At 66.2% G+C, this 11,427-nt stretch carries 14 protein-coding genes; 5 read left to right on the forward strand and 9 right to left on the reverse strand.

Annotated features, from left to right (window positions below; genetic code table 11):
* Positions 1-118 precede the first annotated feature (118 nt).
* From ACIBH2_RS00655 to ACIBH2_RS00665, 3 genes are read left to right on the forward strand one after another with little or no spacing between them, the layout of a single operon-like run.
* Positions 119-313: a DUF4236 domain-containing protein gene (locus ACIBH2_RS00655; protein ID WP_397111918.1), complete on the forward strand. Its 195-nt coding sequence runs from the start codon at positions 119-121 to the stop codon at positions 311-313.
* Positions 314-369: 56 nt separating this feature from the next.
* Positions 370-672, forward strand: coding sequence for a hypothetical protein (locus ACIBH2_RS00660; RefSeq protein ID WP_397111920.1), 303 nt, complete (start codon positions 370-372; stop codon positions 670-672).
* Positions 673-710: 38 nt separating this feature from the next.
* Positions 711-1,280, forward strand: a complete 570-nt coding sequence (locus ACIBH2_RS00665; protein WP_397111922.1) for a hypothetical protein — start codon at positions 711-713, stop codon at positions 1,278-1,280.
* A gap of 44 nt (positions 1,281-1,324) precedes the next feature.
* Here ACIBH2_RS00665 and ACIBH2_RS00670 read toward each other — a convergent pair whose 3' ends face one another.
* The 4 genes from ACIBH2_RS00670 to ACIBH2_RS00685 all read right to left on the reverse strand — a co-directional run bounded on the left by ACIBH2_RS00670 (position 1,325) and on the right by ACIBH2_RS00685 (position 4,813).
* Positions 1,325-1,810 (reverse strand): carboxymuconolactone decarboxylase family protein, encoded by a 486-nt coding sequence (locus ACIBH2_RS00670; protein WP_397111924.1) that lies wholly within the window; start codon positions 1,808-1,810, stop codon positions 1,325-1,327.
* A gap of 191 nt (positions 1,811-2,001) precedes the next feature.
* Positions 2,002-2,430, reverse strand: a complete 429-nt coding sequence (locus ACIBH2_RS00675; protein WP_397111926.1) for an RDD family protein — start codon at positions 2,428-2,430, stop codon at positions 2,002-2,004.
* A gap of 472 nt (positions 2,431-2,902) precedes the next feature.
* Positions 2,903-3,295 carry a hypothetical protein gene (locus ACIBH2_RS00680; RefSeq protein ID WP_397111928.1) on the reverse strand — a complete coding sequence of 131 codons (393 nt, stop codon included), beginning with the start codon at positions 3,293-3,295 and terminating at the stop codon, positions 2,903-2,905.
* Positions 3,296-3,364: 69 nt separating this feature from the next.
* Entirely contained in the window at positions 3,365-4,813 is a 1,449-nt protein-coding gene (locus ACIBH2_RS00685; RefSeq protein ID WP_397111930.1) for a carotenoid oxygenase family protein, read from the reverse strand.
* Between the two features lie 90 nt (positions 4,814-4,903).
* On the opposite strand from ACIBH2_RS00685, the gene ACIBH2_RS00690 reads away from it, so the two are divergent.
* Positions 4,904-5,545: a TetR/AcrR family transcriptional regulator gene (locus tag ACIBH2_RS00690; RefSeq protein WP_397111932.1), complete on the forward strand. Its 642-nt coding sequence runs from the start codon at positions 4,904-4,906 to the stop codon at positions 5,543-5,545.
* Positions 5,546-5,548: 3 nt separating this feature from the next.
* On the opposite strand, the gene ACIBH2_RS00695 is transcribed toward ACIBH2_RS00690, so the two are convergent.
* From ACIBH2_RS00695 to ACIBH2_RS00715, 5 genes are all read right to left on the reverse strand, one after another.
* Positions 5,549-6,268, reverse strand: a complete 720-nt coding sequence (locus ACIBH2_RS00695) for a hypothetical protein (protein WP_397111934.1) — start codon at positions 6,266-6,268, stop codon at positions 5,549-5,551.
* Between the two features lie 30 nt (positions 6,269-6,298).
* Positions 6,299-6,820 carry a hypothetical protein gene (locus ACIBH2_RS00700; RefSeq protein WP_397111936.1) on the reverse strand — a complete coding sequence of 174 codons (522 nt, stop codon included), beginning with the start codon at positions 6,818-6,820 and terminating at the stop codon, positions 6,299-6,301.
* A gap of 70 nt (positions 6,821-6,890) precedes the next feature.
* Positions 6,891-7,736 (reverse strand): LuxR C-terminal-related transcriptional regulator, encoded by an 846-nt coding sequence (locus ACIBH2_RS00705; RefSeq protein WP_397111938.1) that lies wholly within the window; start codon positions 7,734-7,736, stop codon positions 6,891-6,893.
* 14 nt (positions 7,737-7,750) lie between these two features.
* A complete protein-coding gene (gene secY, locus ACIBH2_RS00710; protein WP_397111940.1) occupies positions 7,751-9,055 on the reverse strand; it encodes a preprotein translocase subunit SecY in 1,305 nt (434 codons plus the stop codon).
* A gap of 135 nt (positions 9,056-9,190) precedes the next feature.
* Positions 9,191-10,621, reverse strand: coding sequence for an MFS transporter (locus ACIBH2_RS00715; protein WP_397111942.1), 1,431 nt, complete (start codon positions 10,619-10,621; stop codon positions 9,191-9,193).
* Between the two features lie 93 nt (positions 10,622-10,714).
* Here ACIBH2_RS00715 and ACIBH2_RS00720 point away from each other — a divergent pair, with 93 nt between their 5' ends.
* Positions 10,715-11,395: a TetR/AcrR family transcriptional regulator gene (locus ACIBH2_RS00720; protein ID WP_397111944.1), complete on the forward strand. Its 681-nt coding sequence runs from the start codon at positions 10,715-10,717 to the stop codon at positions 11,393-11,395.
* The last annotated feature ends 32 nt before the right edge of the window (positions 11,396-11,427 follow it).

An 11,427-nucleotide genomic window follows, 5' to 3' on the forward strand; every position in this document is an offset into this window, starting at 1 on the left:
GGGGCAGCGCAGCTATCGGCCGATCCCCAGGTGTACCCGGTCGCGGTGTCGTGACCGTCGAGGCTCGAGGTTCACTCGGTCTGGTGCGGGTATTCGCCCTTCGAGAAAGGAGGCTCGAATGCCTTTCACCTTCCGTAAGAGCTTCAAGATCTTCCCTGGCGTGCGCCTGAACATCAATCGGGGTTCCATGTCGATCACCACCGGTGGACGCGGCGGTCCGCGGCACACCACCAGCACTACCGGTCGGGAAACCACGTCGATGAACCTGCCGGGTCCCTTCGGTTGGCGTCGCACCCGCCGTCGCAGGCGGTGAATCCCCTGAAACTGGGGTGATCAGTTCAACGCGCGCCGCAATTACCATGCCAAGGCATGATCAAGTTGCGCAACGTGTTTCGCTCGATTCTGATTGCCGCGGGTATGGTGGCGGCACCGCTGGCAGCGGCTCCGGCGTATGCGGATCAACCGCCGAACTGCTGGCTCGATTGGAACGACGAGAACACCGCCGGTATCCGGTGCTCCGGCGATCGACCATTCATCAGCTCAGCCCAGTGCGGGGACGGTCAACTGGTGCAGGGTGAAATGGCGACCCCGGGCACCACTTCTTACGTCTACTGCTCGTCGCGAGGGGAGTCGCTGTACCAGCCTGTCGTCTGGCACGCCTACATCCTCTGACGCGCTGCGGCGCAACGTATCCGGATACGATGCGCGTCGTGAGCATCACCGCTGCCGACCTGCTCGGCTACACCGACCGTGACCTCGACGCCGATCTCGCGCGCTGGTTCTCCGATGCCGAGCCGGTCGAGGTACCGGACGAGACCCGTCCGGTCGCGGCGTTCCTCGGGCGCTTGGCACCCGCGGACGCTGCGGCGTTGGCAGCGCTGGATCTCCGGGTGCGCTCTGGGCGGCTGCCGCAGTTCCTCGATATCTTCGACTGGTCCTATGGCTTCGACTTCGCCGAGAACGATTGCGGCATAGTCGATTCGGATTACGAAACCGAGTTGGACGACGATGACGTCTATTCGATCGGCGCGGACGGCGGCGGGAACCTCTACTGTGTGCTCACCAACGGCCAAGTGGCCCTGTGGTTCCACGAGGAGGAGGTCCTCGAGGGCGACACACGGTTCGACAACCTCGACGTCTTCCTGTGGTCCATCGTGCGTTACGGCGCGGTGCGGGCGGGCAAGCTCGCACTGGCCGACGTGGAGGAGGATTTCCTCGCGCTCGGGCAGGACGGTGCGCTCGCCTCGGAGCTGGGCTTGCTCAGCCGGATGCGGGGGTAAGTAAACGTCTGGTGCGTGCGGGATTTGGCTTGACGGCCGGGGCGTCAGTTGTCGGGTTGCTCCGAGCCCAACATCGCACGCAGCACGCGGTCATCCGGCGGCGGGTCGATAGGAATGTTCAGCACGGTGGTCAGACGCGCGAGCAGGAAGTAGTAGCCCGTCACGAACACGGCTTCCACGACCTGGCGATCGTCGTAATGCTCTGTCACGCTGTCGAAAACATGCGACGGCACCGTCGGCGAGGCGGCGGCCGCGGCGACAAAACGCAACAACGCCCGCTGCTCCACACTGAAGGCCGGATCACCCCACCGCCGCGCCGCCACCGCCGCCCGCTGCTCCTCACTCACCCCCACCGACCGCGAAATCGGCCCGTGCTGCGCGGTTTCATACGGCGCGTCATAACAAGCGCCACACGCCAGAATCGCCAACTCCCGATCAACCGCGCACAGCGCGCCGGATTTGAACAGCACCGCCCCCACCTGAGTGAACGCGATAGCCAATTCCGGCGAACGCGCCAACGCACGCACCACATTGATACTCATGGCTGGGCGAATGAACTCCGGCACCCGCGACAACAGGTCGTCCAGACAGGAATCCTCGGGCAATCCGATCCCAGCCATCCCGCTCCTACTCCCTCGACGCGACAGCAGCTCGAACAGTCGGTGCGAACGCTACCCAGCGCAATCGACTCACCGCGCCGACACGCCGGACCGTTCTGCTGCTACCGCGTCAGGACAGCGGCTCGGGCGAGGTCACAGCGGCGGACCACCACGAGATGCGGAGCCAACGCGTGAATGCCCCGAACCCGCAACCGCGCCGAACTCTTCCCCATCGCGCGAGTGATGTCGCGAATGCGCGGTCGCGCGGCGTCGCGGCAGCGAACGAGGGTCAGGCCGCAGATCAATTGGCCCACAGTGCCTCCGGCCCACGCCGGGAGTAGAAAGTACTGAATGAACGCCGCCACCAGCAGGCAGGCGTAAACCACCAGCATCGCCGGACTGTTTTGAAGCCCGAAGACGAACATCTGCAGCATGATGACGCTGATCGTCAATGCCGCGAACAGAGCCAGATCAACAAGCGTGGCGATAACACTGCGTAGTCGCCGTGGCGAAGGGAAGCGCGAATCTCCCTCCGCACCAAGATAATCCACTGGCCCGACATCGGCACTCCGCCGCCCCCCGCTGTAAATCACCGCGTCATCATGACACAACGGCGACCGTGGCCGACCGAGTTCTCTTCGCGCAAGAGTGTTCTGGCGAGTGCGCCCGCCAGCGGCTGCCCGTTGTCGTGTTCTGTGGCATCCTGAGGCGTGCGTGAGAGTGAACAGGCTGGGCGTGGCAGCGGGATCGAAGCGATCATCGCGAGGATTGCGGCCAACGAGGGACGTGTCGTCGGGGTGGACATCGCCTCCCGGAAAAGGGGCGGGATTCGTCCATCGGCTCCCCGGAACCCTCGCCCCTTCGCGGTGCTGTTCTACTCCTCGGTGGTCATCGGAATCGTGCTGCTGGTCGTCCTCTGCGCGATAGTGGCCTTCCTCCCGGCGCTGATCATGGTCGCCTGAGGGAGGCGACTCGGGCGATTGCTCTGCCGCGGCTCGCGGCAGAGCAGTGCGTTGCCGCCGGTTACGTGCTCAGCTCGATGAACGGGAAGACCTCTCGGAACCGTCGTAGGACATCCGGCCTCATCTGCAAGGCTCGCTTCGCCGCCGCGGGGGTGAGCGGAGGGTCGGAAACATCTCGGCCTCGTCCGAATGCGATGCCGTACAACGCGCGATCTTCTTGTCGGGTGAGCTCCTCGGGCAGAAATCCGATGGTATCCAGAATTTCTCCGGGTGCGGCGACGTCAATCAGGTCGAACATGTACTGGGGGATGTCCTGCATCTCGTTCGTGATGATCACGTGCTCGCACCACTTGCGAAGCTCGGCTAGTTCGATCACACCGTTGTACCAACAGCTCACCACGAATCCGATGGTTCGCCCATCGTCTTCTGTCAGCCCCGTAATGGTGTCACCCATGAAGACCCGCCCCTCCTGACTCGACCACGCCACCTTATGAGTCGGCACCGACACTCTGGTCGGCATGCCTCAACGCACGCTGGGGGCGGTGGGTTGGGCTAGGCGGTGGGTGAAGGTGCCGTGGAAGCCCCAGGGGATGTGGTGGTCGAGCCAGGCGGTGGCGAGGGGGCCGCGGTCCAGGGCTCGGGCGTCGAAAATCAGGAGTTGGGAGCGGTTTTCGGTGAGGTTGTGGTTGATGGCCAGGAGCCAGCCGTCGTCTTCGGCGGCGTCGCGGGTGCGGGGGACGAACAGTGGTTCGCCGACCGAGCTGGATCCTAGGTCGCAGCTGGTCACCGTGGCGGTGTCGTGGTCGACCTTGATGAGGGAGTTGAAGACTCCGGCCGGGCCGCCCGCACCGGCGAGGTAGCTGTAGCGGTGGCGGCGGGTGCCACGGCGCCAATCGTATTGCGGGAACTCTCCGGAACGGTCGGTGAGTTCCTGTTCGATCACGGTGCCGCCCTTGGTGATTCGATACCGCATCAGGCGCGAGTCGGGGAATTGCGGCGCCTGCGGGCCGGTGGTGTTGACCATGCCGGTCATGCGGCGGAAGTCGGCCCATTCGGTGTCCAGGCGGACCAGTTCGACGACTGTGTCCTCGCCGTCGTCGTAGGCGTTGGTGAGATGCACGTGCAGGAGGGCCTCGTGCTCGACGACGCGTGGGCGGCCGCCGTTCTTGGGGACCAGCAGGAATCGGGTGCCCTTGGCGCGGTGGAAGTCGAGGGAGTCGATGAACGAATGTGTGGCCAGCGCCATTTTGGCGATATTCGGCAGGATCGGGTCCAGGACGAAGACCATATACCGTGCGGTGAGCGCGAAATCGTGGTTCCACGGCAGATCCAGCATCGGAATCGTCGCGAGCCGGTGCAGACGGCCGCCGCGGTCGACGCGGTAGGTGCGGATGCGGGGCGTGGGCAGCAGGTCGAGACCGAAGTTGTACATGTCGCCGGTAACGGGATCCCATTTCGGATGCGCGGAGAACGCGCCCAGAAACCCCAGCCGCCCGCCGAAGTCGGTGGGGCCCAACGTGTCCAGGGTATCGGGATCGATGCGATGCGGATTGCCCATCTCCCACAGCGCCAGCAGCCCACCGTCGTAGTTCACGATATTGGTATTGGCCACATTGGCCGGGGGCCGCCCGATATTGGCCAGCGGGCCGCCCGGAATCTGGTCTCCCACACCGCGATACCGAATCCGATCCGAATGCCGACCGTGCTCGAAGTGCCGTGTGCGGACATAGCGGTTACGGAATCGGACCCCGGAGCCGTCCAGCACGAACTGGGAAACCATGCCGTCGCCATCGAACACATTGTGCAGCAGGCTGCGACCGACTTGGTGCTTCCCCGGCCCGATCCGATACAGCGTGCCGCGCAGCTCCTTGGGCAGCCGCCCGTCGATCTGGTCGACGCGGTAGTCGAACTCGTCGAGCAGGGGCGCGGTGACTTGGCGATAGGCGGCGGTCTCGACGCGGGTGCTGGTCATCTGGATTCTCCTTTGAACCGCTAATCTGATGACGACTGTCATCTGATGACGTATGTCTGCAAATGTAGGAGTGCGCCTAGAGTGTTGTCAATGACGAACCAGGCCCTGCGCAGCTATGGCGGTGTCAGCGCCGCGGACCGCCGCGCCGACCGTCGCGCCCGGCTGATCGCCGCCGCGCGCACCGCATGGGGAGAGTCCGGCATCGCCGCGGTGACGGTGCGCGGGGTATGCAAATCGGCCGGACTCACCGACCGCTACTTCTACGAGCACTTCGCCAATCGCGAAGACCTCCTGGCCGCGGTCGCCGACGAAGTGCGCGACCAACTGCTCGCGACCCTCGTACACGCCGGAGTATCGAGCGCTGGATCTGCCGAGCACCGGCTGCGCGCCGCGCTGCGAGCTTTTCTCGAAGCGGTCGCGAGCGATCGGCACATCCACCGCATCGTCGCCAGCGATCCAGGCGATATCCCGGCATTGCGGCAGCGCCGCCACGATGTGCTCACCCTGATCGCGGACCTGGTGGTCGACCACGCCCCCGCCGCGCTCGCGATCACCCCCGCTCCGGATCGGCTGCGGCGCGCGGCACTGTTCATTACCGGCGGGGTCAACCAGCTCATCGAACAGTGGCTCGACGACCCCGAGGCCATGACCGCCGCCGAGCTGGCCGCCGAATGTGCCCACATGTGCATCAGCGTCCTCGGCGACACTCACGGAGCGCCGGAGCGACCGTGACAATCAGGCGGTGACCTTGGTCAGCCAATGGTCGAATCGGGCGTCCAGGGTCGATTCGACTAGGGCCGAGACCTTTTCGAGGTCGGGTCCTTCGATTCGCACCGACGCGTGCTCGGGAGCGCCGACAATCGCGAGAATACGAGTGACGACGACGTCTGGGATTCGGCGTTTCTCGCGATAGCCGAGCACGCCATTGTCGTAACGGGCGCTGGTCATCTCCCATATCTTGGGTGCGTCGACCGGCTGGATCGAGGGATCACACAGACGACATTCGAACTCGCCCTGAAAGATTCCGTGTCGAACGCACCTGTCCACGTAATACGGATTCGGCGCGACGGTCCAATCCCCGAAGTCGGCATTGACCGTCTCGCTGGCGCGGAACACCGTGAGCATATGCGCGAATGCCTCGAGGCTATAGTCGACCGCCGGAGTGTAATGCAGCTTCTCCCAGCCGATTCGGCGCTTCGCCCGCTCGACGAGTTCGAGAAAGAAGTCCTGTTCCCGCCGATGGTCCCGGGTCCACGGCAGTTCGGCCAGATCGAACCCGCTCATCCCGCGGGCGTACCGTGCCATATCGCAGAAGTGCAGCACCAGATGTCGCTGCCACGGAGTGCGCGCCACGGGCGAACCGGCCAAGGCGAGCACATCGCAGAACACATCGGTGCCGCCATTCGTCATGTAGACGTCCAAGCCCACCGCATCGGCGCTGAAATGGTTACCCACCGCCCCGACATTAGCCGCGGCCCTCGACGGTCAGATCGTCGCTGCGCCGCGTTTCGAAAGTCGGACGAGGATATAGACATTGGCGAACCCGGCCACGAGAGTCGGTGACAGCGCGAGCAGGGCGGCGGGAACGGAGTTCAGGGGATGCCATTCGGTGCGGGTGCCGGGGTCGAGCGCGTCGGTGAGAATGATCGCGACGAAGAGCCCGCAGATTACGGCGGAAGCCCCTGCCCCCACCCTCGCGAACCAGTGGCCAACGCGGAAGTTGCTCCGGGCCAACGCGATCGCGCCAATGAGCGAAGCCACTGTGAACATGGCGAGCGGGACCTGCGCGGCTACGCCGATGAAGAGGCACAGCTCCAGGATCTTGCCGATTCTCGTGGCGGGCTCGTCCAGCGCTTCCGCCGCGCCCACCGTCAAGAGGAGCAACAGCATCGGCAGCAGCGCGACCCCGGCGATCGAGGCCGCATCCGACCGTCGATGCTCGCTCGAGCCGTCCCCACCCGCTGAATTGTGCCCCGAAGCCATATCCGTTCCCACCCGCTCACTCACCTCGCCAGAATGGCACAGCACCGCGACATTCGACCCAGCACCGCGACATTCGACCCAGCACCTTCCGCGACTACACCACGCGTGGAGCCGAGTCGTCGGGGACGATGCGGCGGGTGTGGGCGTAGACGACGGCTTGGACGCGATCGCGGACGCCGAGTTTCGCGAGGACGTTCGAGACGTGAGTTTTCACGGTTTGTTCGCCGACGCCGAGGATTTCGGCTATTTCGGGGTTGGTGTGGGCCTTGGCCATCAGGAGTAGCACCTGATGTTCGCGCGGGGGGAGGGCGGCCAGTTCGGGGGCGGCGGGGAAGGGGTCGATGCCGTGGGTGAGGCGGGTGATCAGGGTGCGGGTGCGGTGCGGGTCGATGAGGGCGGTGCGATGCGCGGCGGTGCGGATGGCGGTTACCAGGTCGGCCGCGGGGAGCGTTTTGACGAGGAAGGCGCTCGCGCCGAGACGCAGTGCGCGGTAGAGGTTTTGGTCGGTGTCCTCGGTGGCGAGGGTGAGAATGCGGGTGGCACTCCCCGATCGCGCGACGGACTCGATGGTGGCGGGGTCGGCGAGGCCGGGCATATCGAGATCGAGGATGGCTATATCGGGTCGCAGCCGACGCAGGTCGCGCAGAGCGGCGGGCCCGTCGCCGACCTCGGCGACGCAGCGCAGATCCGGCTGGGTCTCGATGACCGCCCGCAGCCCCGAACGGAAGACGACATGTTCGTTCGCGAGCAACACCGAGATGGACGAATTCCGGGGCGCGGCAACGGCATCCGAGGAATCGAAGCCGGTGGTGTCGCTGCGGCCGACGGTCGGCGTGACGGCATGCGCGGTGCCCGCCGACAGCATGGTGGCGCTGATCGCGAGTACCAGCGTGGACACCAGCCGCAGCAGCAGCGGGCGGGTCGAGGTGGTCGAGGCCATACCGACAGTCTGCTTCAGCGCAGGAATCCGGTGTAGTTCTTGGTCATCAGTTGGCTCTCGAGCTGCTTGACCGTATCCAGGCCGACCGTCACCACGATCAGCACAGCCGTCCCGCCGAATGCCAACGTCGGTGCCGCGCCACCGGAGCTCAACAGCAGATTCGGCAGCACCGCGACGACCCCGAGGTACAGCGAGCCGGGCAGGGTGATTCGGCTCAGCACGAAACTCAGGTAGTCCGCGGTCGGCCTACCGGGGCGATAGCCGGGAATGAAACCGCCGAACTTCTTCATCTCGTCGGCGCGCTCGGCCGGATCGAACGTGATCGCCACATAGAAGTAGGTGAAGAACACGATCAGCGCGAAATACACACCCATATAGACCGGATTGTTCGGATCGACCAAGTACTGCTGAATCAGCTCCCGCCACCTCGCGGAACCACCGGAGCTCAACTGCGTCAACAGATTCGGCAGATACAGCAGCGACGACGCGAAGATGACCGGGATAACGCCCGCCTGATTCACCTTCAACGGCAGGTAGGTCGACGAACCCCCGTACATCTTCCGGCCGACGACCCGCTTGGCGTACTGCACCGGAATCCGGCGCTGGCCCTGCTCCACGAAGATGACCGCGACGATCACCGCCACAGCGGCGACACCCACCAGCACGGTGACCATCCACCCTCGGCTGTCGTAGAGCTGCCTGCCCTGCGCGGGCGCCTGCGCCGCGATCCCCGCGAAGATGAGCAGCGAGATCCCATTGCCCACCCCGCGTTCGGTGATCTGCTCGCCGAACCACATGACCAGCGCCGCACCCGCCGTCATGACCACCACCACGATCACCACCGCGAAGATCGAGGTATCGGCCAGCACATCGTGCGGGCAGCCGCGCAACAGCTGCTTGTTCACCGCCAACGCCACCAGCGCCGAAGCCTGCAACACCGCCAGCGCCATCGCCAGATACCGGGTGTACTGCGTGATCTTGGCCTGCCCGGACTGCCCCTCCCGGCGCAGCTCCTCGAAGCGCGGAATCACCACCGTCAACAGCTGAGTGATGATGCTGGCGGTGATGAACGGGACGATGCCGATCGCGAACACCGACAGTTGCAGCATCGCGCCACCGGAGAACAGATCGATCAACTGGTAGATGCCCGCCGTCTCCCCACCGGACACCAGCTCGACGCAGCTGCGCACGGCGCGGTAGTCGACGCCCGGCGACGGCAGCGCCGCGCCCATTCGATACAGCCCGATCAGGCCGAGCGTGAACAGGATCTTGCGCCGCAACTCCGGATTCCGCACAGCCGGTACAAGGGCGGAAAGCACAGATCCTCCTGCTGAACGTCGGTGCGGTACAGGGCATTCGGCCCAGCCCCGGGAGCACCGACGCTACGGCCGCGCAGGCCCCGCGACGTCGGCCGCGAGAGGTAATCCGATCTCCCCCGATGGAGGGAAGCGGGCTCAGCCGAGCACGTCGTCGAGATCGCCCTCGCTCGTGCGGGCGCGCGTCACCCGCGGATCGCGCAGAATCACGGCCGCCGCGATCGCGCCCGCGGCCAACAGGCCCGCGCCCAGCCGCAACGCGGTGTCGTAGCCGTCCGCCAGTACCGCGGGCTCACCGCTCCCGTCGATCACCGTCGCGGCAACCGTCGCCAGCACCGCCAATCCGAGCGAACCGCCGAGTTGCCGTGCGCTGTTGAGGATTCCGGAGGCCAGCCCGGACCGTTCGGCGGGTACACCGGCGACGGCGGCCACACCCATCGCCACCGTGGCCGCGCCGATCCCCGCACTCGCCACCAGCGACGGGCCCAGCACCGCGGTCACGAAAGAGGATGTGGGACCGGCGAATCCGAACCACAGCAGGCCCGCCGCGCCGAGCAGACCGCCCACCGCGAGCACCGGGCTCGGACCGTAGGCGGGGGTGAGTGTCATCGCGACCCGCAGACCCAGGACGACCCCGACACAGAACGGCAGGAACGCCAGGCCGGTCACCACGGAGGAATACCCCAACACCCGCTGCATCAGCAGGGATACGAAGTAGAAGCTCGCGAACTGCGCCGAGGCGAGCATGAATCCGAAGGCCGTCGCCCCGATCAGGGAGCGGCGACGCAGAAACTCCAAGGGCACCAGCGGATTCGGCGTGCGCGCCTCGACCACGACGAACGCCGCGAGCGCGACCACGCCGACCAGCGCCCAACCGAGCACGCGCGGAGACGTCCAGCCGTGCCCCTCGGTGGAGATGACCGCCACCACCAGCGCCGTGACACCGGCGGTCGACAGCACCGCCCCCGGCAGATCCACACTCCCGCGAATTCCGGCCACCCGATTGTCGATCGCCCGCGACACCGCCGCCGCGGCCACCGCCGCGAAGACCACATTCACCCACATCACCGCACGCCACCCCACGTACTCGGTGAGCAGCCCACTCAGCACCACCCCGGCCGCGCCGCCCGCCGCGCCCGCCCCGCCCCACACCGCCATGGCCTTGGAACGCGCTGTGCCCTCGGCGAATTCGGCGGTGACCAAGGCCAGCGACATGGGTGCGAGCACGGCCGCCGCCACACCCTGCACCGCCCGCGCGGCGAGCAGCTCCCAACTCGTCTGCGCGAGCCCACCCCAGCCGCTGGCGACGGCGAACAACGCCAGGCTTGCCAGCAGCAGTGTGCGGCGGCCGACGAAATCGGCGAGCCGACCGCCCAACAGCATCAAGCCCGCGAAGGTGAGCAGGTAGGCGTTGATCACCCAACTCAGCCCCGACCCGGAGAAGTGCAGGTCGGCATCGATATCGGGCAGCGCCACATTGACTATCGACAGGTCCAGGGAGACCAGGAACATCACGGTGAAAACGACGGCGAGCGTCCAGCCCGCCCGGCCGTCGGAACGGTCCGCCACGGCAACCTCCATAATTAAATAACGCGTGTGTTTAATATGGTTAGCACAGCCTAACCTCGGTGTCGAGGGGGTGGAAATCGCAGAATGAGGGGTATGGCAGGCAGTGCGACAGCGCCTCGGCGACGCGGGCGTCCGGTGCGAGTGACCCGCGACGAGGTGGTCGCCGCGACCACCCGCATGCTCGCCGACGGCGGCGCGGACGCGTTCAGCATGCGCAAACTCGCCGAGGAGCTCGGGGTCAGCACCGCGGCCGTGTACCACCACTTTCCGGCGCGCGCCCAGCTGTTCATCGCGGTACTGAGCGCCCGCGCCGAACAGTTGCCGCCACCCGACCTGCCCGAGGACCCGCGCGAGCGACTCGTCGCGCTGATCTCCTATCTCATCGAGGTCCTGCGCGAACTGCCCTGGGTGGCGGAGCTGCTCGTCGGCGGCGAATCCTTCGGGCGTGCCGCGCTGTGGATCCTCGACGAATTCATCAGGACCGCACGCGAACTCGGCGCGAGCGACCACTACGCCTCGTACATGTACTCCGCGCTGTGGCGCTTCGTGCTCGGCGAGCTGCTGATGCTGCGCGCCGAGGCCGAGCGCGCCGCCGCGGACGAACCGCGCCCGCGCTGGACCGATTTCCTGCGCCCCGAGGAGTTGGACGAATTCCCGGAGGTGGCGCGGCTGCTGCCGGAGTGGGCGGCGGTGCGCGAGCACTACAGTGCGCGGACGGCGGTGGCGCACTTCGTCGACGGCCTGCTGGCGAATCTCCCGAATGCGCAGGTCTGAAGCGCGCGAACCCAACAAAGCGTGCGAAGCCG

The sequence above is a fragment of the Nocardia sp. NPDC050406 genome (assembly GCF_044459025.1).
GTDB lineage: Bacteria > Actinomycetota > Actinomycetes > Mycobacteriales > Mycobacteriaceae > Nocardia.